Here is a 20,188-nt window from a genome sequence, read left to right on the forward strand (position 1 = left end):
TATACCTTTAAAGTTCGCGCTACCCGACGTTATCCACGCCGGAACGGACTGCGCTCGCGGCATTACCCATGCGGCGATATGGACTGCACATGACCTTCGATTTCGCGTTTATCCTCAGCACCTTGCCGGCGTTCCTGAAAGCCGTGGGGGTGACCCTGCAAGTCGGCTTGATCGCGATTGCCACCTCCATGCTGGTGGCGCTGATCAATGCGGCGCTGTTGGTCTTTCGCACGCCGTACCTGTCACGCCTGGTGGCGTTGTACGTGGAGCTGGCGCGTAACACACCGCTGCTGATTCAGCTGTTCTTCGTGTACTTCGCGCTGCCGGCCCTGGGTCTGAATATCTCCGGGTTCTGGGCGGCGATCATCACCATGACCTTTCTCGGCGGCGCCTACCTCACCGAAGTGCTGCGCGCCGGCGTGGAGGCGGTACCGCAGGCGCAGATCGAGTCGGGCAAGTCCATCGGCCTGTCCGACTGGCAACTGCTGCGCCATGTGATTCTGCCCCAGGCCGGCATTCTCAGCCTGCCGGCGCTGTTCGCCAATTTCATTTTTCTGCTCAAGGAAACCACGGTGGTTTCCGCCGTGGCGGTGCCGGAGATTCTCTACACCACCAAGAGCTACATCGCGCTCTACTACAAGACCTACGAGATGCTCGCCGTACTGACGCTGATCTGCGTGCTGCTGTTTTTGCCGTTGTCGCTGCTGCTCAGCCGCCTGGAAAGGAGGCTCCAGCATGGCCAGTTCGGGTCTTGAGTTGTTGTGGGTGTCGTTGCCGCAACTGGGCAAGGGCGCTGCGCAAACCCTGTCGATTTCGTTTTTGAGCATTGCCTTCAGTACGGTCGGCGGCGTGCTGTATGGCGTACTGCGAACGCTGAACAACAGGGTGATCAACGCTGTGCTGCGGGTTTACCAGGAGCTGTTCCGGGCGATTCCGGTGCTGGTGTGGTTGTACCTGCTGTTTTTCGGCCTGCCGATCTTCTTTGGCTTGAGCCTCCCGAGTTTCTGGTGCGCGGTATTGGTGTTGTCGCTGTGGGGGGCCAGTGAGGTCGGTGAAGTGGTGCGAGGCGCGTTGCATTCACTACCGCGCGGTCAGCGTGAAGCGGGCTTGTCGATTGGGTTGTCCGACCCGCAGTTGTACGGCTACGTACTGCTGCCCCAGGCGCTCAAGCGCATGACCCCGCCGACCATCAACGTCTACACGCGCATCATCAAGACCAGTTCGCTGGCGGTGCTGATCGGTGTGGTGGATGTGATCAAGGTCGGCCAGCAAATCATCGAGCGCACCTACGAGTCGGTATTGATCTACGGCTCGCTGTTCCTGTTTTTCTTCTTTATCTGCTACCCGTTGTCGGCCGCCTCCAAGGTGTTGGAACGGCGCTGGGCCCAAGCATGAGCGCATTGATCGAGTTTCAGGGTTTCAACAAATTCTTCGGCCAGGCGCAGGTGCTCAAGGGCATCGACCTGAGTGTGCAAAGCGGCGAAGTGGTGGTGGTCCTCGGCCCCAGCGGTTGCGGCAAAAGTACCTTGCTGCGCTGCCTCAATGGGCTGGAAGTCGCTCACAGCGGCAGCCTGCGGTTTGCCGGCAGTGAGCTTCTGGACAAGCGCACCGACTGGCGCCAGGTGCGCCAGGACATTGGCATGGTGTTCCAGAGCTACCACCTGTTCCCGCACATGAGCGTGCTCGACAATATTCTGCTGGGCCCGCTCAAAGTGCAAAAACGCGACCCGCGTGAAGCCCGCGCGCAAGCTGAAAAACTGCTCGAACGCGTGGGCCTTGCCGACAAGCGCGACGCCTTCCCGCGCCAGCTCTCCGGCGGCCAGCAGCAACGCATCGCCATCGTGCGGTCGTTGTGCATGAACCCTCAGGTCATGCTGTTTGACGAAGTCACCGCCGCCCTGGACCCGGAGATGGTCAAGGAAGTGCTGGAAGTCATCCAGGGCCTGGCCCGCGATGGCATGACCCTGCTGATTGTCACCCACGAAATGGCCTTCGCCCGCGCTGTCGCCGACCGCGTGGTGTTCATGGAGGCCGGTCGCATCCTCGAACACAACACCCCCGAGGCATTCTTTACGAACCCGCAGACCGCACGCGCGCAGCAGTTCCTGGAGAAGTTCTCCTTTGTTTCAACACTGCCCAAAAAGCGCAAGGAACCGGAACTGATATGAAAAAGTTACTGCTGCCACTGCTGGCCGTCGCGTTACTGGCCGGCTGCGATAAGAAAGCCGAAGAACCGTTAAAACCTGCGGCTGTCAGCTACATCGACAAAATCAAGGCGCGGGACAAGCTGATCGTCGGCGTCTTCACCGACAAGCCACCGTTCGGTTTCGTCGACGAGGCCGGCCGCTACGTCGGCTTCGATACCGACATCGGCCGCCAATTCGCCAAGGACCTGCTGGGCGATGAAAACAAAGTCGAATTTGTCGCCGTGGAGCCCGCCAGCCGTATACCGTTCCTGCAGAGCGACAAGGTCGACCTGATCCTGGCCAACATGACGGTCACGCCGGAGCGCAAGGAAGCGGTGGACTTCACCAACCCCAACCTGAAAGTTGCGGTACAGGCCCTGGTGCCGAACGACAGCGCGGTCAAAAGCCTGGATGACCTGGCGAGCCGCACCACCATCGTCACCACCGGCACCACTGCCGATATCTGGCTGACCAAGAACCACCCGGACTGGAAACTGCTCAAGTTCGAGAAAAACTCCGAGTCGCTGCAAGCACTGTCGGCCGGGCGTGGCGATGCCTACGCGCAGGACAACCTGGTGCTGTTCAGCTGGGCCAAGCAGAACCCCGGCTACCGTGTGCTGGAACAGAAACTCGGTGATGAAGCGCCGATTGCTCCAGCGGTGAAGAAAGGCAATATCGAACTGCGCGACTGGGTGAATGCGGAACTGGCGAAATTGGGCGAAGAGAAGTTTTTGCTCAAGTTGTATGACCAGTATGTGCGTAAAGAGCTGAGCGATGACACCCAGCCTGAGAGTGTGATTGTTGAAGGTGGGAAGTGGCAGGGCTGATGCCTGGCTTTTGTGCTGACTGTACCGGCCCTATCGGGGGCAAGCCCCCTCCCACACTGGATTGGGTTCACACGTTCTGGCGTGTGAATACAATCAAATGTGGGAGGGGGCTTGCCCCCGATGGCGGCCTCCATTGGAGTATGGGATCCTCCATGCAGTTAAGGAACCCTGAACTAAGCTCACAGTCGCATACACACTGGCAAGTCGGCATCACGCAAAAGGAGCCTGCATGGGCGGTCGCATTTCGACATTTTTACTCGGATTTGGCTTACTGACGCTGCTCGGCGGCTGTGGTCAGGAAAAGACCGAACCCAAAGCCCATTCCCGGGTATTCGTGCAAACCGTGCAGCCGGCGGATTTCGCTGCGGCGGTGACGCTGACCGGGGATATCCAGGCGCGGGTGCAAACCGATTTGTCCTTCCGTGTGGGTGGCAAGATTATCCAGCGCATGGTCGATGTGGGCGACCGGGTGACGGCCAGGCAAGTGCTGGCCAAACTCGACCCCAAGGACCTGCAAACCAATGTCGACTCCGCCCAGGCCCAGGTCGTGGCCGAGCAGGCGCGGGTCAAGCAGACGGCCGCGGCCTTCGTGCGCCAGGAAAAACTCCTGCCCAAGGGCTACACCAGCCGCAGCGAATATGATTCCGCCCAGGCCGCGCTGCGCAGCAGCCAGAGCGCCCTCGCCGCCGCCCAGGCCCAGTTGGCCAACGCCCGTGAGCAACTTGGCTACACGGCGCTGATCGCCGACGCGCCGGGCATTATCACCGCGCGCCAGGCCGAAGTCGGCCAGGTGGTGCAAGCCACCGTGCCGATCTTCAGCCTGGCCCGTGATGGCGAGCGCGACGCGGTGTTCAACGTCTACGAGTCCCTGCTGGTGGAGCCGCCGCCGGATGCGCCGATTACCGTCAGCCTGCTGGACAACCCGGACATCAAGGCCGTGGGCAAGGTTCGCGAAGTCACCCCGGCGGTGGCCGCCAATACCGGCACCGTGCAAGTGAAGATCGCCCTGCAAAGCCTGCCCAAGGGCATGGAACTGGGTTCGGTGGTCAGCGCCACCGCCAATGGCCCGGCCAAGCCCAGCATCGAGTTGCCGTGGTCGGCCTTGACCAAGGATCTCAGCGAACCCGCCGTGTGGCTGGTGGACGGTGACGGCAAGGCGCAATTGCATAAGGTCACGGTGGCGCGTTACCTCACCGGCAAAGTGATCATCGGCGATGGCCTTAAAGGCGGCGAAAAAGTCGTGGTGGCCGGTGGGCAATTGCTGCACCCCGGCATGCCGGTTGAAATCGCCCGGCAAGGAGCCCAGCCATGAGGCAACTGACGGTAATCGTCGCCGCCAGCCTGTTGCTGATGGCCTGCTCCAAAGAAGAGGCGCCGCCCGAACCGGTGCGCCCGGTGTTGTCCATGGAGGTGAAGGCCGAAGACCAGGAAAACCTCGGTCGCTTTGCCGGCACCATTCAGGCGCGCTACGAAAGTAACCTGGGTTTCCGTGTCCCCGGGCGTATTGCCCGTCGCGCCGTGGACGTGGGCGCTGAGGTGGAGAAGGGCGCCTTGCTTGCCGTGCTCGACCCCACCGACCAGCAGAACCAATTGCGCGCCGCCCAGAGCGACCTGGCGCGCGTGCAGGCGCAGTTCATCAATGCCCAGGCCAATGCCCGCCGCCAACAGGAACTGTTCAACCGTGGCGTTGGCGCCCAGGCCCAGCTCGACGTGGCCCAGACCGACCTGAAAACCACCCAGGCCACCCTCGACCAGGCCCGTGCTTCGGTCAACCAGGCCAGGGACCAGCTCAACTACGCCGAACTGCGCACCGACCACGCCGGCATCGTCACCGCCTGGAATGCCGAGGCCGGCCAGGTGGTCAGCGCCGGTCAACAAGTGGTGACCCTGGCCCGCCCGGACATCAAGGAAGCGGTGATCGACCTGCCCGCCGGCCTGGCCGAGCGCCTGCCTGCGGATGTGGTGTTCCTGGTGGCCGGGCAACTGGACCCCAGCGTGCACACCACCGCCATCGTGCGCGAGATCGAGCCCCAGGCCCAAAGCGCCACGCGCACCCGCCGCGCACGCCTGAGCCTGACCGAAACCCCCGCCGCGTTCCGCCTGGGCACCGCCATCAGCGTGACCCTGAGCAGCGCCATCGCGCCGCGTATCGAGGTGCCCCTGAGCGCCGTGCAGGAGGTCGACGGCAAGACCCGCATCTGGCTGCTCGACACCCAGAGCCAGACGGTGCAGCCGCGTGACGTCACGGTCGTCAGCCGGGATGCCGACAGCGTCTTGCTCAACGGCAGCGTCAAACCCGGCGAACGCATCGTTACCGCCGGCGTGAACAGCCTGAAACCCGGGCAGAAAGTCAAAATCGACGAGGACAGCCCGCGATGAAAGGGAGCTTCAACTTATCCGACTGGGCCCTCAAGCATCAGTCCTTCGTGTGGTACCTGATGTTCGTCGCGCTGCTGATGGGCGTGTTTTCGTACATGAACCTGGGCCGCGAGGAAGACCCCTCGTTCACCATCAAGACCATGGTGATCCAGACCCGCTGGCCGGGCGCGACCCAGGAAGAAACCCTCAAGCAGGTCACTGACCGCATCGAGAAAAAACTCGAAGAGCTCGACTCCCTCGATTACGTGAAAAGCTACACCCGGCCGGGCGAGTCCACGGTGTTCGTGTTCCTCAAGGACACCACCAGTGCCAAGGCCATCCCGGAGATCTGGTACCAGGTTCGCAAGAAGATCGACGATATTCGCGGCACCTTCCCCCAGGGCCTGCAGGGGCCGTCGTTCAACGACGAGTTCGGTGATGTGTTCGGCTCGGTATACGCCTTTACCGGCGACGGCCTGTCGATGCGCCAGTTGCGCGACTACGTGGAGCAGGTGCGCGCCGAGATCCGTTCGGTGCCGGGGCTGGGCAAGGTCGAGATGATCGGCCAGCAGGACGAAGTGATTTACCTGAATTTTTCCACGCGCAAACTGGCGGCGCTGGGGGTCGACCAGCGCCAGGTCGTGCAAAGCCTGCAATCGCAGAACGCGGTCACGCCCGCCGGGGTGATCGAGGCCGGACCGGAGCGGATTTCCGTGCGTACCTCCGGGCAATTCGCTTCGGAGAAGGACCTGGCCAACGTCAACCTGCGCCTGAATGACCGCTTCTATCGCCTGGCCGACATTGCCGAGATCAGCCGTGGCTACGTCGACCCGGCGCGGCCGATGTTCCGTTTCAATGGCAAGCCGGCCATCGGCCTGGCGATTGCGATGCAGAAAGGCGGCAATATCCAGTCGTTCGGCAAAGCGTTGCACGGGCGCATGGATGAGCTGACCGCCGACCTGCCGGTGGGCGTCGGCGTGCACAAAGTCTCGGACCAGGCCGAAGTGGTGGAAGAGGCCGTCGGCGGCTTCACCAGTGCACTGTTCGAAGCGGTGATCATCGTGCTGGTGGTGAGCTTTATCAGCCTGGGCATGCGCGCCGGGCTGGTGGTGGCGTGCTCGATTCCGCTGGTGCTGGCGTTGGTGTTCGTGTTCATGGAATACAGCGGCATCACCATGCAGCGGGTGTCGTTGGGCGCCTTGATCATTGCCCTCGGCCTGTTGGTGGACGATGCGATGATCACCGTGGAGATGATGATCACACGCCTGGAAAAGGGCGAAACCAAGGAGCAGGCCGCGACCTACGCCTACACCTCCACGGCGTTCCCGATGCTCACCGGTACGCTGGTGACCGTGGCCGGTTTTGTGCCGATTGGTCTTAACGCCAGTTCGGCGGGCGAGTACACCTTCACGCTGTTCGCGGTGATCGCCGTGGCCATGCTGGTGTCGTGGGTGGTCGCGGTGCTGTTTGCGCCGGTGATTGGCGTGCATATCCTCAGCGCCAAGGTGAAACCGCACAATGCCGAGCCTGGGCGTATTGGCCGCGCCTTCAACGGCGGCATGCTCTGGGCCATGCGCAACCGCTGGTGGGCGATTGGCATCACCGTGGCGTTGTTCGTGGCCTCGGTGTTTTCCATGCAGTTCGTGCAGAACCAGTTCTTCCCGTCGTCGGACCGTCCGGAAATCCTGGTTGACCTGAACCTGCCGCAGAACGCCTCGATCAACGAGACGCGCAAGGCGGTCGATCGCCTCGAAGCCATCATCAAGGACGACCCGGACATTTCTCGCTGGAGCACCTACATCGGTCAGGGCGCGATCCGTTTCTACCTGCCGCTGGACCAGCAGTTGGAGAACCCCTACTACGCGCAGCTGGTGATCGTCAGCAAAGGCCTGGAAGAGCGCGGCGAGTTGATTACGCGTCTGCAGAAGCGCCTGCGCGATGATTTCGTCGGTATCGGCAGCTTCGTGCAGCCGCTGGAAATGGGCCCGCCGGTAGGCCGGCCGATCCAGTACCGCGTGTCCGGCAAGGACACCGACCAGGTGCGCAAGCACGCCATCGAACTGGCGACCTTGCTCGATCAGAACACCCACCTGGGCGAAATCATCTACGACTGGAACGAGCCCGGCAAAGTCTTGCGCGTCGACATCGCCCAGGACAAGGCGCGGCAACTGGGGCTGTCGTCCGAAGACGTGGCGCAGTTGATGAACAGCGTGGTCAGCGGGGCGTCGGTCACCCAGGTGCATGACGATATCTACCTGATCAACGTGGTCGGCCGCGCCGAAGACGCCGAGCGCGGTACGCCGGAAACCCTGCAGAACCTGCAGATCGTCACGCCCAACGGCACCTCGATTCCGTTGCTGGCCTTCGCCACCGTGCGCTACGGACTGGAGCAGCCGCTGGTGTGGCGTCGCGACCGCAAGCCGACGATTACCATCAAGGCCGCGGTGCGCGACGAGATGCAGCCCACCGACCTGGTCAAGCAGTTGGCACCGACCATCCAGAAGTTCAGCGACGGCCTGCCGGTAGGTTACAAGGTCGCCACCGGCGGTACCGTGGAAGAAAGCGGCAAGGCCCAGGGTCCGATTGCCAGCGTGGTGCCGTTGATGCTGTTCCTGATGGCGACCTTCCTGATGATCCAGTTGCACAGCGTGCAGAAAATGTTCCTGGTGGCGAGTGTCGCGCCGCTGGGGCTGATCGGCGTGGTGCTGGCGCTGATTCCCACCGGCACGCCCATGGGCTTTGTGGCGATCCTGGGCATCCTGGCGCTGATCGGCATCATCATCCGCAACTCGGTGATCCTGGTGACGCAGATTCATGAGTACGAAGTGGCCGGCTATTCGCCTTGGGACGCGGTGGTCGAAGCCACCGAGCATCGGCGCCGGCCGATCCTGCTCACAGCCGCGGCGGCCAGCCTGGGGATGATCCCGATTGCGCGGGAAGTGTTCTGGGGGCCGATGGCCTACGCGATGATTGGCGGGATTATTATCGCCACGTTGCTGACGCTGTTGTTCCTGCCGGCCCTCTATGTGGCCTGGTACAAAATCCGCGAGCCCAAGCAGGAACAACAGGAACAACGCAGTTAAAAACTGTGGGAGGGGGCTTGCCCCCGATAGCGGTATGTCAGCCAAGCATCAGGTGACTGAACCACCGCCATCGGGGGCAAGCCCCCTCCCACATTTGGCATTTCATCTCGCTTGAGGCTGTGGGAAGCTTCTGAAACCGCCGCTTGCCGTCCCGGCGAGCCTGAGCCTGTTTTACTCTTTCGGCCTTCTTCTTATCCAGGTCGATTCCCATGCAGTGCCTGCGCCCACTTTTTCTGTTCTGCACGCTTCTTCTCGCGCCGTCAGCCTTCGCCTCCACCGTGCTGGAAAACGCCTTGTGGCGCGTTGATCTCGACCCCGCCACCCTGGCGTTGCGCGTTGCCCCTGCCGGCGATGCCTCGGTACAAGCGTCCAGCGGTGTCGCTGCGCATGCGGTCAACGCGCTGCAAGCCAACGCCAAACAGGTCTCCTGGCAGTGGGACAGCGGCGCCTATCGCCTGACGGCCCGGCTTGAACAGCGCGAATTGAGCCTGACAATCAATGCCCGTGAAGCGGGTGAGCTGGCCCTGTTGCGCCAGCCGGCCGGGGCCATGGGCCAAGGGCTGATCTGGCCGTTGGCCGAGGGGCATTACGTGCCGGCCGATAATGCCGTGTGGAAAGATTTTTTGATCGAGCGTGGCGAACTCAATACCACCCAGGACCTCAGCTTGCCGTTATGGGGCCTGGATCACGGGCGTTTCACGCTCAACTGGCTGCTGACCAACCCCTATAACAATCGCCTCCAATGGCAAGCGGACGGCCAGGGCGTGGCGCTGTCCGTGGCCCATGAATTCACTTCGCTTGAGCCACAGCAGCCGATGACGCTGCGCCTGTATCTGGGCGAGGCCGACCCGCTGGCCGGCGCCAGGCGCTATCGTCAGTGGCTGGTCGAGCAGGGCCGTTACGAGTCACTGGCGGACAAGCTGCGGCAAACCCCCGAGGCGGTAAAACTGCTCGGCGCCAGTCACGTTTACCTCTGGGGCAACGACTTGCTGACGCTCGACGATGTAGGTGATTGGCCCGCGTTGATCAAACGGCTGCGCACGCACGAGCTCAGTGGGCTGATGGACAAGGAACCTGCGCAGGTCCTCGCGCAGACAAGCGCATTGAATCGCTATGAGCAAACCCTGCTGTTGCGCGGCTTCAATGCGGCCATCAACAAGAAGGCTCGGCAGGCTTGGCAAGTGGAAGCGCCTGATATGAATCGCCTTGCCACTCGCTACGGCGAGTTGCGCAACGAACTGGCACTGGATTTCGCCGGAGCCTTGAATGACCGCCCCGAAACCTGGGGCAATTCGACCATCCAGTCCTTGCGCGATGCCGGGCTCAAGCGTCTGCTGCTGACACTGGGCGAAGGCTGGGAAGGCGGCCTGTGGCATCCCGAAGCGATTCGCGCGGGCGTGGAGGCCGGTTACCTGGTAGCGCCCTACGATTCCTATGAAACGGCGCTGTCGGCTACTGAAAACCCCGATTGGTCCACCGCCCATCTGGGCGGCAAGGCTTACCGCGACTGCGCAATCATGTTGAAAGACGGCAAATTGAAAACCGGCTTCCAGCAGTCCGGTCACTACACCGATCCGCGCTGTGTGCGACCGCTGCTGGAAGCACGGGTAAAAGCGGTGCAGGCCGCAGCCGGCTTCAACGCCTGGTTCCTCGATGCCTACGCCACCAGCATGCTGTTTGACAGCTACCGCGACGGCGCTCCCATGACCCAGGCGCAGAATGCCCAGGGCAATATCGACGCCTCGCGCTGGATCAACACCTCGCTCAAATTGCCCGCAGGTTCTGAAGACGGCAACGCCATCACCGCCCAGGGCATCCTGTTTGCCCATGGCATGCAAACACCGGTCATCGGCTGGGGTGATCGGGAGATGACCAGGGACCCACAGTCGCCCTATTACGTCGGCAACTGGTACCCGCCGGAGCAGCCGGCGGTGTTCTTCAAGCCAGTGCCGTTGAGGACGACGCTGCGCACGGTGCATTTCGATCCGACGATGCGTTTGCCGTTGTATCAGGCAGTGTTCCATGGCTCGGTGATCACCACCCATCACTGGCTGTTCGACAGCCTCAAGCTGAGCAACGTACGGGCTGAAAACGAGCTGACCCAACTGCTCTACAACGTACCGCCGCTTTACCATTTGAGTGCGTCGACGCTCAAGGAGCGACTGCCGGTGATTCAGCGCCAGGACCGGTTTTTCCGCCCGCTGCATGAGCGGCTGGGGACTCAGGCGATGATTGATTTTCGCTGGTTGACAGTGGACAAGCTGTTGCAGCAAACGACGTTCGCCGATGGGACGCGGTTGGTGGCGAATTTTTCGGATGCGCAGAAAGAAGGGTATGCCGGGCGCAGTGTGACGGCGCTGGTGGAGGGTGAAAAACCGGTGGTGTATCAGGTGGATTCTCGGCGCCATTAAGATCATCGGGGGCAAGCCCCCCCCACATTTGGAATGCGTTCTCCTGTGGGAGGGGGCTTGCCCCCGATAGCATTAGCCCAGGCAATAAACCACTTAAACCCGACGCCACACACTGGCCAACCAAGGCTGCTGCTCCCTGGGCAAACCCGCAGGCCGATAATAATGCTCCAGCTCTTCAAACCCTGCCTCGGTCAGCAATCCCCGCCACGCCTCCAGGTCGTGATAAGACCCATACCGCGGCCCGTTCCAACCTTCCCGGTTGTCACCCCGAGGATTGGAGCTGAACAGCACCCCACCAGGTTTCAGCGCGCCATGCAGTTCTTTGAGCACCCGTGGCAGTTCCTGCTTGGGTATGTGAAACAGCACCGCATTGGCAAAGATCCCATCAAAGCGCTCGGCAGGCAGATCCAGTTTCAGGAAGTCTTGCTGCAACACCTCGCAACCGCTGTCTTCCCGCGCCATCTGCGCAAACCGCTCGGAGCCGTCGAGCCCCACGGCGATATGCCCCAGGCGCGTAAACGTCTGCAAATCCCGCCCCGGCCCGCAGCCGAAATCCAGCACGGTAAACGGCGCAGTGCCCTGGATATGCCGCAGCAGCGCATCGATGTTCTGGCTCACATCGTGATCGCGGGTGCCTTCGCGGAAATCTTCGGCCACTGTGTTGTAGTGGCCGAGGGTGGTGGCGGTGATCTGGTTGAGGTCGTCGGGCTTGAGGGTCATGGCAGGCAATACCGGGTGCTTGGATTCCCGGACTATACCTCAGCGCTTGTTCAGTATCCGCGCCAGTCGATCGCCGCCCAGCTGAATCACCGCCACCAGCACCACCAGCAGCACAATCACCGTCAGCATGATCTGCGTGTCAAAACGCTGGTAGCCATAGCGGTACGCAATGTCACCCAATCCACCGGCGCCAATCGCCCCGGCCATGGCCGATGAGTTGATCATGGTCACCAGGGTGATGGTGAACCCGCCGACGATTCCCGGCAGGGCTTCCGGCAACAGCACATGCCAGATGATGTGCCAACGGCGGCAGCCCATGGCCTGCGCCGCTTCGATCAGGCCGTGGTCGACCTCGCGCAGGCTGACTTCGGCGATGCGCGCAAAGAACGGCGTGGCGGCGATCGTCAGCGGCACCACCGCCGCCCACACGCCGTAGGTGGTGCCGACGATCAGGCGGGTGAACGGGATCAGCGCCACCATCAGGATCAGGAAGGGGATGGAGCGAAACAGATTGACGAAGGCGCCCAGCACCCGATTCAGCGCCGGTGCCTGGTAGATGCCGCCCTTGTCGCTGGTGACCAGAAACACGGCCAGCGGAATCCCCACCAGCAGGGCGATCAACGACGACACGCCCACCATCAACAAGGTGTCGAGGGCGCCCTGTACCAAACGATCAAACCACATGGCCCAGCACCTCCACCTGTTGCGCCCAGTTCGCCGCGCGGTTGCGCAGTTCTTCGGCGCTGTGCGGCGATCCATTCACCGCCAGCAATAATTGTCCCAGGGCGTGCCCCTGGATGCGCTCCACACCGCCTTGCAGCAAACGCACACGGCCGCCGAGGGCGTTGAACAGGGCGGCCAGGTCGGGCTCATCGGTATCGCTGCCGGTGAACTGCAAGCGCAGCACCAGCGCGGCGTCGGCCGACGTGGGGGCGGGTTGCAGACGGTTTTGCAGTTCGGGCGGCAAGCCGTGTTGCAACGGGGCGAGCAGGGTTTTGCTGACCTCATGCTGCGGATTGCCGAACACTTGCCACACCGGGCCTTGCTCGACGATACGGCCATGCTCCAGCACCACCACGCGGTCGCAGATGTCGCGAATCACCGCCATCTCATGGGTGATCAACACGATGGTCAGGCCCAGGCGCTGGTTGATCTCGCGCAGCAGGCCGAGGATCGATTGGGTGGTCTCCGGGTCCAGCGCCGAGGTGGCCTCGTCGCAGAGCAGGATCTCGGGGTCGTGCACCAGCGAACGGGCGATGCCCACGCGCTGTTTCTGCCCGCCCGAGAGCTGCGCCGGATACGCCTTGTGCTTGTCCTGCAAACCCACCAGCTCCAGCAGCTCACGCACCTTTTGCTCACGCTGCGGCTTGGGCACGCCGGCGACTCTGAGCGGCAACTCGACGTTCTGCCACACGGTCTTGGCCGACATCAGGTTGAAGTGCTGGAAGATCATGCCGATGCGCCGACGCAACGCGACGAGGTGGTCTTCGTCGAAGCCGCCGATATCCACCTGATCGATCAGCACCCGCCCACTGCTGGGTTGTTCCAGGCGATTGATGGTGCGGATCAGCGACGACTTGCCGGCGCCGCTGCGGCCAATGATGCCGAACACTTCGCCACGCTGGATCGCCAGGTCGATGCCTTGCAGGGCGTGCACGGTGCCGTCGTAGGTCTTACCCAGGTTGATAAAGCGCACGTGGGCGCTATTGAGGTCCGGGTGCAATTCAGTCTGCTCGGCGTCTCTGGGTGCATGCCCCAGGTCGCGCAGTTGGGCATTGGCTGCGGTCATTTTTTAGCTTCCCAGCCAACCTGGTAGAGCTTGCCCAGGGATTTATCCAGGGCGGCGCGTACCACCGGCGAGTGCTGGTAGATGTCGACGAACTTGATCACCCGTGGGTCGGTCTTGCTCTTGGGCTGGATCACGAACTGGATCACGTATTCCGGGTGGTCCAGGCCGTCGAACAGCAGCGCCGATTCTGCATCGAAGGTCTTGGACAGGCGGATATACGCGGGGTAGCCCTGCACCAGGTCGGCGTCGTCATAGGCGCGCACCAGTTGCACGGCTTCCACTTGCAGGATCTTGAGCTTTTTAGGGTTGGCGACGATGTCTTCTTCGGTGGCCTTGTAGCCCACGCCCGGCTTGAGGCTGATCAGCCCGGCCTTGGCCAGCAACTGCAGGCCGCGCCCGCTGTTGATCGGGTCGTTGGCGATGGCCACGCTGGCGCCTTCGGGCAGGTCGTTGAAGCTCTTGTACTTTTTCGAATACAGCCCGACGTTGTTGATGATGCCCGGCGCATAAGGCACCAGGTCAAACCCGGCGGCGGCCTTGGCGTTTTCCAGGAAGGGAATGTGCTGGAAGTAGTTCACGTCGATATCGCCGGCGGCGAGGCTGACGTTGGGGGCGATCCAGTCGCTGAATTCCACCAGTTCGACCTTCAGGCCTTGTTTGCCGGCTTCTTCCACGGCGGCTTCCAGCGGGATGGCGAAGGCGGCGGTGGTGCCGACTTTCAGCGGCGCGTCGGCGGCGAATACGGCTGTGCTGAACAGTCCGAAGGCCAGGGAGAGCACTATTTTTTTCATATGAGTTTCCAATTGTAGGAGCGAGCTTGCTCGCGAAAAGCTTGAGGACGCATCGGTAAACCAGATGCACCGCGTTATCGTTAACGGTCTTCGCGAGCAAGCTCGCTCCTACAGGGGTTAGTGGCGGTAGGTAGAGCCGGTGTGTTGTTCGGGTAAGCGAGCAGTGCCGTGGAAGACTTTTTCGCGCAGCGTGCCCTGCTCATATTCGGTTTTGTACGACCCGCGCTTTTGCAGCTCCGGCACTACAAGATCGATGAAATCCACATAGCTTTCCGGCGTCACAATGCGGGTGAGGTTGAAGCCATCCAGCCCGGTCTCGCTGATCCACGATTCCAGTTCATCCGCGACCTGCTCAGGCGAGCCCACCAGCGTGATATAGCGCCCGCCGAGGGCGTGCTGCTCGAGCAATTTGCGCCGGGTCCAGTCGTTGTTCTGCAGGGCCGTGGTGGCCGACTGGATCGCATTACTTTTCACGTATTGGATGGGTTCATCGAGTTCGTACTCGGAAAAATCGATCGCCGTGGACGCCGAAAAGTGCGCCACTCCGGCTTCCGCGCTGGCATAGCTCAGGTACTCGGCGTGCTTGGCCCAGGCGAGTTCTTCGGTCGCGCCGACGATCACGTTGAGGCCCATGAACACCTTGATGTCATCCGGATTGCGCCCGGCCGCCACCGCGCTGGCGCGCACCTTGTCCACCTGGACTCTGGTCGAGGCCTTGTTCTGCCCGCTGATGAACACGCACTCGGCATGACGCCCGGCAAACTGCAGGCCTCGCTCCGAACTGCCGGCCTGGAACAGCACCGGCGTGCGCTGCGGCGAGGGCTCGCACAGGTGATAACCCTCCACCTGGTAGAACTCGCCGTGATGCTCGACCTTGTGCACCTTGCCCGGCTGCGCATACACCCGTGCCATGGGATCGTTGACCACCGCGTCATCCTCCCAGCTGCCTTCCCAGAGTTTGTACAGCACCTGCAGGTATTCATCGGCCTGGTCGTAGCGGCGGTCATGCTCGACTTGCTCGGTCAGGCCCATGGCCTTGGCGGCGCTGTCGAGGTAGCCGGTGACGATGTTCCAGCCCACGCGGCCACGGCTCAGGTGGTCGAGGGTGGACATGCGCCGGGCGAACAGATAGGGCGGCTCGTAGGTCAGGTTGGCGGTAAGACCGAAGCCGAGGTTGCGGGTAACGGCCGCCATGGCCGAGACCAGCAGCAGCGGGTCGTTGACCGGCAACTGGATCGATTCCTTGAGCGGCACGTCGATGGATTTCTGGTACACGTCATACACGCCGACGATATCGGCGATAAACAAGCCGTCGAACAGCCCGCGCTCCAGGGTTTGCGCCAGTTCGGTCCAGTACTCGAGGCTCTTGTACCGGGAGGACGTGTCCCGTGGATGGGTCCACAAGCCGTGGTTGATATGCCCGATGCAGTTCATGTTGAAGGCATTGAGCAGGATCTTTTTCTTGCTCATCAGATCGTCCCCCGCAGCGGCGGGTTTTCGGCGTTGAGGTAGTAATTGCCCACCGCGTGATATTTCCAGCGCACCGGGTCGTGCAGGGTGTGAACCCGTGCGTTGCGCCAGTGACGGTCCAGACCATGTTCGGCCAGGGTCGCCTGGCTGCCGGCCAGCTCGAACAGCGTGCTGCCGGCGGCCAGGGAGATTTCAGTGCTCAAGGCGCGCACCTCGGCGACAGCGATGGAGGCGGCCGCGACGGTCTGGGCGTTGCTGTCGGCCTGGGCGCGGTCGAGGAATTCGCCCGAGCGTTCCAGCAGCGCCTCGGCGGCGTGCAGGCGAATGCTCAGGTGGCCGAAGCTTTTCAACGTCAGCGGGTCCTCGGTGGCCTTGTCGCTGCCTGCGTCGATCCACGGACGGGTCTTGGTGCGCACAAAATGCAGCGCATCTTCGAAGGCGGCGCGGGCGATGCCGGTGTCGATGGCGGCGTGCAGAATCTGCGCCAGCGGGCCGACGGTGGTCGGGCGTTCGAAGGCGCTCTGGAACGGGACCACGTCCCGGGCGTCCACCCACACGTTGTCGAACACCACAGAGCCGCTGCCGGTGGTGCGCTGGCCGAAGCCGCTCCAGTCGTCGATCACCGTCAGGCCGGCGCTGCCGCGGGGCACGAAGGCCAGTTGCTGGACACCGTTTTCATCCACCACCGAGGTGGGGATGCGTTGCGCGTAGAGCGCGCCGGTGGCGTAGAACTTGCGCCCGCTGATGCGAAAACCTTCGCCGTCGCGGATGAGGCGGGTCACGCGGTCATGGGCGGTCTTGGTGCCCAGTTCCGCCAGAGCGTTGCCGAAGCGCTGGCCGGCCAGTACCTCGGCGTACAGGCGCTGCTGCTGGTCGGGGCTGCCGTTGACCCGCAGCACTTCAAGGGCATAGAAATGGTTTTGCGGGATCTGGCCCAGGGAGGCATCGGCCTGGGCAATCAGCGCAATGACCTTGGCCAGGGTGACGTTGGACACGCCGGCGCCGCCGTAGGCCTTGGGCACGCTGATGCCCCACAGGCCGGAGCGCGAAAATATATCCAGCTCGGGCAACGGCAGGCGACGTTCGCGGTCGCGCTGGGCGCTGTCGCGGCGCAGGTCTTCGGCCAGGTCGCTGGCGACAATAAGGGCTTGTTCATCGCTGGTAATGACCGCGACGTGATTGGAAAGCGTCATGTGTTCTCCAGAAGCGCGTGGAAAAAGTGTTCTGGGCGGTCAGATCCAGGAATGCCGAGCCGGCAACGTGCCGTTCAAGCGGTAGGCACCGATGGCGTGATACTTCCAGCGCACCGGGTCATGCAGCGTGTGTACCCGCGCATTGCGCCAGTGCCGGTCAAGGTTGAATTCGGCGAGGGTGGCGCGGCTGCCGGCCAGTTCGAAGAGCTTTTCGCTGACCAGCAATGACACCTCGGTGGTGAGCACCTTGGCCTCGGCGACTGCAATAGACGCGCGTGCGGCGGATTGCGCGGTGATCGGCGCAGCGCTGACTTGGTCCAGCACCTGGCCGGCCTTGCGCAGCAACGCCTGCGCGGCATGCAGCTCGATCTTCAACTTGCCGATATCGGCGATCACATACAGGTCGTCGCTGGCCCGTTCGACGTTGGCGTCGATCCATGGGCGTGAACGTTCCCGCACAAAGGCGATGGTGTCTTCCAGGGCGCCCTGGGCGATGCCGGCGTCGATGGCGGCCTGGATCAGCTGCGAGACGGCGCCCTGGATATTTGGGCTTTCGCCCAGGCGCCAGTTGTCCACCACCAGCTCCGCGTCCACCGGCACCCGGTCAAGCAGTACGGTGCCGCTGGCGGTGGTGCGTTGGCCGAAGCCCGACCAGTCGTCCACGATGCGCAGCCCGTCGCTGCCACGGCGCACAAACGCCATGACTTGCTTGCCGTCATCGTTGAGGGCCTTGATGGCTACCCAGTGGGCGAACAGTGCGCCGGTGGAGTAGAACTTCTGGCCGCTGACCACATAGCCGTCGCCCTCGGCAGTGATGCGTGCCTTGAGCTCCAGGGTGTTTTTCGTGCCGCGTTCCGGGCCGCCATTGCCGATGCGCCAACCGTCAAGCACGCTTTGGAACAGCTGCTTTTTCTGGCGCTCGCTGGCGGTGCTCTGCAGCAGGTGCAGGATGCCGAAATGGTTCTGCGGGATTTGCCCCAGAGCCGGGTCGGCCGCGCTGATGATGGCGAAGACCTCGGCCAGGGTCACGAATGAAACTTGCGGCCCGCCGTATTCGCGGGGAATGGAAATACTGCCCAACCCGCTGCGGGTGAACTGTTCGATCTGCGCCCATGGCAATTGGCGTTGCTGGTCGCGCCTGGCGGCTTGCAGGCGCGCGGCGTCGGCCAGTTCATGGGCGGCGATCAGCGCCTGGGCGTCGTTGCGCAGCACGGTGGCCGGCAACAACAGGGGGGCTGCGTCCAGATCACTCTGGGGGGGTGTTAGAGCCAAGTTAGACATCAGCGCCGCTCCTTGGCTGCACGTAATGCCCTGGCGTTATGCACCGGGGTAATTCTGACCATACCGACCTCGCATTCAATGAAATAAAACAGAAAAATCAGGAATGTCCGGTGGTCCGGTGCATATACCCTAAGCGTGTTTATTTTTTAAATAAACTAACTTTTAGGAATATGCATAGAAGGGGCTTCACCCCGGTTCGCAGGGAGAGCCAAAAGGGCGAGGTTGATACACGGCCTTGTCCGCGTCCGGGCCCATGGGAACCCACGCGGCAATGCGCAAGGTGCGGGCCGGCGCCCAGCGTGAATTGTTGCCGACACGATCCAGGATGCAGTACGTCACCTCCAGGCGGCAGTCGTCACCGCCTTCGATAATGATCGCTGAAGGCACCCAGACCTGAACCGCCAGCCCGACGTCCCTGGCCTGGATTTTTGGCAGATCCATGCGCACGTCACCCCAGCGCAGCGTGATCGCATCGCCGCTGGCCATGTTCGCGTAAGGCTCGATGCACAGCGGAATGCCGCGTTGCACCTGGCGACTGTTGACCCCCTGGCGGCGGATGGTTTCGGGCAGGCTGACAGGCGCCAGGTTCTGGTTTTCGTCGCTGTACAGGTTCGAAGGGTGGCCGCCCGGGTAGTTGGTCTTGACCCGTACCTGGGTGGTGGCCGAGCGCGCCGGGCCGTGACCGATCTGCATGATCTGGTAGTGAACCCGGGCCGCGCCATCTTGTACGAAGCTTTCCGGCACACGCAGGTGGGTCGGGGTGCCGATTTTGCCGGCCGTCACCCGGCGCGAAGCGGCAAAGCAGTTGTTCCAGAACAGCTCGATCAAGTCGCCTTCCTCCATGCCGGGGTACGGGGCGATATCGACCTGCAGTTGAGTGGCCGCGTGGGCACTGATGCCGTTTCGAACGGCCTGGGGCAGGGTGGGTGCGGTCAGCATGGCTGGGATTGTAGTGTGCGTCATAAGTGATCTCCTTGATGCAGCCAGCAGCAATCGTTCCGGGCCTTGGGCGCGGGTGCGCAAAGGGGCCGAAAGAACGATTCAGTGAGTAGCCGGGATAGGATCCAATCCTCAAGGCGCTAGATAAGAGGGTTGTTGGAGGAGGGTCAATGGAGGCAAAAGGCTAAACGGCGGGTTTGGCGATATTCAGAAGGGTCTGACGGAGCGGGGGATTTAAAGGCGCTTATGACGGGGGGTTTTACGCGATGGGAGGGTAACCCGTTGTAGGAGCGAGCTTGCTCGCGAAGAACGTTAACGATAACGCGGTGAATCAGATTGACCGAGTTGCCTGGGCGTTTTTCGCGAGCAAGCTCGCTCCTACAGAGGGGGCGTCAGTGGGCGAGAAATTTGCTCAGGAACTGCCGGGTGCGCTCTTCCCTGGGGTTGGCGAACAGCGCCTTGGCTTCGCCCTGTTCGACGATCACACCCTTGTCGAAAAAGATCACGCGGTTGGCCACATCCCGGGCAAAGCTCATCTCGTGGGTGACGATCACCATGGTGCGGTTTTCCTCGGCCAGGCTGCGGATGGTCGCCAGTACTTCACCGACCAGTTCCGGGTCGAGGGCCGAGGTGGGTTCGTCGAACAGAATCACCTCGGGCTCCATGGCCAGCGCCCGGGCGATCGCCACACGCTGTTGCTGGCCACCGGACAAGCGCCGTGGATAAGCCGCTTCCTTGCCCGCCAGGCCGACCTTGGTCAGTAGCTTGCGACCCAACTCGGCCGCCGCATCGCGCGGCATCTTCTTGACCACGATCGGGCCTTCGATGACGTTTTCCAGTGCGGTGCGGTGGGGGAACAGGTTGAAGTTCTGGAATACGAAACCCACATGCTGGCGCAGACGCCGCACCAGGCCCTGTTGCTGGTTGAGCGGCCTGTTGCTGTCGATCTCAATATCGCCCACCTTGATACGGCCGCTGGTGGGTTCTTCGAGAAAATTCAGGCAGCGCAGGAAGGTGGTCTTGCCGGAGCCGCTGGGGCCGATGATGGCCACGACTTCGCCGGCCTTGACCTCAAGGTCGATACCGTTGAGCACCACCTGACCGTTGAATTGTTTGGTCAGTTTTTCAACCACGATCATG

The 20,188-nt window shown here is 62.4% G+C and carries 17 protein-coding genes; 8 read left to right on the forward strand and 9 right to left on the reverse strand.

Translation table 11 applies throughout. The features are described from left to right. Positions 1-89: 89 nt before the first annotated feature. The 8 genes from MRY17_RS01080 to MRY17_RS01115 all read left to right on the forward strand — a co-directional run bounded on the left by MRY17_RS01080 (position 90) and on the right by MRY17_RS01115 (position 10,865). Positions 90-755 (forward strand): amino acid ABC transporter permease, encoded by a 666-nt coding sequence (locus tag MRY17_RS01080; RefSeq protein ID WP_122461380.1) that lies wholly within the window; start codon positions 90-92, stop codon positions 753-755. After that, positions 736-1,395, forward strand: a complete 660-nt coding sequence (locus MRY17_RS01085; protein ID WP_243353150.1) for an amino acid ABC transporter permease — start codon at positions 736-738, stop codon at positions 1,393-1,395. Before MRY17_RS01080 ends, MRY17_RS01085 begins: the two co-directional genes overlap by 20 nt. Beyond that, complete coding sequence (locus tag MRY17_RS01090) at positions 1,392-2,168, forward strand: amino acid ABC transporter ATP-binding protein (protein ID WP_243353151.1); 777 nt, start codon at positions 1,392-1,394, stop codon at positions 2,166-2,168. Before MRY17_RS01085 ends, MRY17_RS01090 begins: the two co-directional genes overlap by 4 nt. Beyond that, positions 2,165-3,013, forward strand: a complete 849-nt coding sequence (locus tag MRY17_RS01095; protein ID WP_181283870.1) for a transporter substrate-binding domain-containing protein — start codon at positions 2,165-2,167, stop codon at positions 3,011-3,013. The genes MRY17_RS01090 and MRY17_RS01095 overlap by 4 nt, the downstream gene beginning before the upstream one ends. 229 nt (positions 3,014-3,242) lie before the next feature. Continuing rightward, a complete protein-coding gene (locus MRY17_RS01100) occupies positions 3,243-4,325 on the forward strand; it encodes an efflux RND transporter periplasmic adaptor subunit (RefSeq protein ID WP_243353152.1) in 1,083 nt (360 codons plus the stop codon). Then, complete coding sequence (locus MRY17_RS01105) at positions 4,322-5,392, forward strand: efflux RND transporter periplasmic adaptor subunit (RefSeq protein WP_181283873.1); 1,071 nt, start codon at positions 4,322-4,324, stop codon at positions 5,390-5,392. Before MRY17_RS01100 ends, MRY17_RS01105 begins: the two co-directional genes overlap by 4 nt. Further along, on the forward strand, positions 5,389-8,454 hold the full coding sequence (locus MRY17_RS01110; protein WP_243353153.1) for an efflux RND transporter permease subunit: 3,066 nt from the start codon (positions 5,389-5,391) through the stop codon (positions 8,452-8,454). The genes MRY17_RS01105 and MRY17_RS01110 overlap by 4 nt, the downstream gene beginning before the upstream one ends. Positions 8,455-8,663: 209 nt before the next feature. Further along, on the forward strand, positions 8,664-10,865 hold the full coding sequence (locus tag MRY17_RS01115; RefSeq protein ID WP_243353154.1) for a glycoside hydrolase: 2,202 nt from the start codon (positions 8,664-8,666) through the stop codon (positions 10,863-10,865). A gap of 93 nt (positions 10,866-10,958) precedes the next feature. Here MRY17_RS01115 and MRY17_RS01120 read toward each other — a convergent pair whose 3' ends face one another. From MRY17_RS01120 to tcyN, 9 genes are all read right to left on the reverse strand, one after another. Continuing rightward, entirely contained in the window at positions 10,959-11,585 is a 627-nt protein-coding gene (locus tag MRY17_RS01120) for a class I SAM-dependent methyltransferase (protein ID WP_243353155.1), read from the reverse strand. A 39-nt stretch (positions 11,586-11,624) separates the two neighbouring features. Further along, positions 11,625-12,269, reverse strand: coding sequence for a methionine ABC transporter permease (locus MRY17_RS01125; RefSeq protein ID WP_243353156.1), 645 nt, complete (start codon positions 12,267-12,269; stop codon positions 11,625-11,627). Then, complete coding sequence (locus MRY17_RS01130) at positions 12,259-13,374, reverse strand: methionine ABC transporter ATP-binding protein (RefSeq protein WP_181283879.1); 1,116 nt, start codon at positions 13,372-13,374, stop codon at positions 12,259-12,261. The genes MRY17_RS01125 and MRY17_RS01130 overlap by 11 nt, the downstream gene beginning before the upstream one ends. Beyond that, positions 13,371-14,165 (reverse strand): MetQ/NlpA family ABC transporter substrate-binding protein, encoded by a 795-nt coding sequence (locus MRY17_RS01135; protein WP_191952644.1) that lies wholly within the window; start codon positions 14,163-14,165, stop codon positions 13,371-13,373. Before MRY17_RS01135 ends, MRY17_RS01130 begins: the two co-directional genes overlap by 4 nt. Positions 14,166-14,282: 117 nt before the next feature. Then, entirely contained in the window at positions 14,283-15,635 is a 1,353-nt protein-coding gene (locus tag MRY17_RS01145; protein ID WP_243353157.1) for an LLM class flavin-dependent oxidoreductase, read from the reverse strand. Then, positions 15,635-16,828 carry an SfnB family sulfur acquisition oxidoreductase gene (locus MRY17_RS01150; RefSeq protein ID WP_243353158.1) on the reverse strand — a complete coding sequence of 398 codons (1,194 nt, stop codon included), beginning with the start codon at positions 16,826-16,828 and terminating at the stop codon, positions 15,635-15,637. The genes MRY17_RS01145 and MRY17_RS01150 overlap by 1 nt, the downstream gene beginning before the upstream one ends. Before the next feature lie 39 nt (positions 16,829-16,867). After that, entirely contained in the window at positions 16,868-18,109 is a 1,242-nt protein-coding gene (locus MRY17_RS01155) for an SfnB family sulfur acquisition oxidoreductase (protein WP_243353159.1), read from the reverse strand. Between the two features lie 186 nt (positions 18,110-18,295). Next, positions 18,296-19,072 (reverse strand): hypothetical protein, encoded by a 777-nt coding sequence (locus MRY17_RS01160; RefSeq protein WP_181283884.1) that lies wholly within the window; start codon positions 19,070-19,072, stop codon positions 18,296-18,298. A 368-nt stretch (positions 19,073-19,440) separates the two neighbouring features. After that, complete coding sequence (tcyN, locus tag MRY17_RS01165; protein ID WP_181283885.1) at positions 19,441-20,187, reverse strand: L-cystine ABC transporter ATP-binding protein TcyN; 747 nt, start codon at positions 20,185-20,187, stop codon at positions 19,441-19,443. Between the last annotated feature and the right edge of the window lies 1 nt (position 20,188).

This window comes from Pseudomonas orientalis (assembly GCF_022807995.1).
Taxonomy (GTDB): domain Bacteria; phylum Pseudomonadota; class Gammaproteobacteria; order Pseudomonadales; family Pseudomonadaceae; genus Aquipseudomonas; species Aquipseudomonas orientalis_B.

What these genes read in the sequence shown, in the direction of transcription:
- MRY17_RS01080 (WP_122461380.1), top strand. Translation starts at nt 90, where the DNA reads ATGACCTTCGATTTCGCGTTTATCCTCAGCACCTTGCCGGCGTTCCTG.
- MRY17_RS01085 (WP_243353150.1), top strand. Translation starts at nt 736, where the DNA reads ATGGCCAGTTCGGGTCTTGAGTTGTTGTGGGTGTCGTTGCCGCAACTG.
- MRY17_RS01090 (WP_243353151.1), top strand. Translation starts at nt 1,392, where the DNA reads ATGAGCGCATTGATCGAGTTTCAGGGTTTCAACAAATTCTTCGGCCAG.
- MRY17_RS01095 (WP_181283870.1), top strand. Translation starts at nt 2,165, where the DNA reads ATGAAAAAGTTACTGCTGCCACTGCTGGCCGTCGCGTTACTGGCCGGC.
- MRY17_RS01100 (WP_243353152.1), top strand. Translation starts at nt 3,243, where the DNA reads ATGGGCGGTCGCATTTCGACATTTTTACTCGGATTTGGCTTACTGACG.
- MRY17_RS01105 (WP_181283873.1), top strand. Translation starts at nt 4,322, where the DNA reads ATGAGGCAACTGACGGTAATCGTCGCCGCCAGCCTGTTGCTGATGGCC.
- MRY17_RS01110 (WP_243353153.1), top strand. Translation starts at nt 5,389, where the DNA reads ATGAAAGGGAGCTTCAACTTATCCGACTGGGCCCTCAAGCATCAGTCC.
- MRY17_RS01115 (WP_243353154.1), top strand. Translation starts at nt 8,664, where the DNA reads ATGCAGTGCCTGCGCCCACTTTTTCTGTTCTGCACGCTTCTTCTCGCG.
- MRY17_RS01120 (WP_243353155.1), bottom strand. Translation starts at nt 11,585, where the DNA reads ATGACCCTCAAGCCCGACGACCTCAACCAGATCACCGCCACCACCCTC.
- MRY17_RS01125 (WP_243353156.1), bottom strand. Translation starts at nt 12,269, where the DNA reads ATGTGGTTTGATCGTTTGGTACAGGGCGCCCTCGACACCTTGTTGATG.
- MRY17_RS01130 (WP_181283879.1), bottom strand. Translation starts at nt 13,374, where the DNA reads ATGACCGCAGCCAATGCCCAACTGCGCGACCTGGGGCATGCACCCAGA.
- MRY17_RS01135 (WP_191952644.1), bottom strand. Translation starts at nt 14,165, where the DNA reads ATGAAAAAAATAGTGCTCTCCCTGGCCTTCGGACTGTTCAGCACAGCC.
- MRY17_RS01145 (WP_243353157.1), bottom strand. Translation starts at nt 15,635, where the DNA reads ATGAGCAAGAAAAAGATCCTGCTCAATGCCTTCAACATGAACTGCATC.
- MRY17_RS01150 (WP_243353158.1), bottom strand. Translation starts at nt 16,828, where the DNA reads ATGACGCTTTCCAATCACGTCGCGGTCATTACCAGCGATGAACAAGCC.
- MRY17_RS01155 (WP_243353159.1), bottom strand. Translation starts at nt 18,109, where the DNA reads ATGTCTAACTTGGCTCTAACACCCCCCCAGAGTGATCTGGACGCAGCC.
- MRY17_RS01160 (WP_181283884.1), bottom strand. Translation starts at nt 19,072, where the DNA reads ATGACGCACACTACAATCCCAGCCATGCTGACCGCACCCACCCTGCCC.
- tcyN (WP_181283885.1), bottom strand. Translation starts at nt 20,187, where the DNA reads ATGATCGTGGTTGAAAAACTGACCAAACAATTCAACGGTCAGGTGGTG.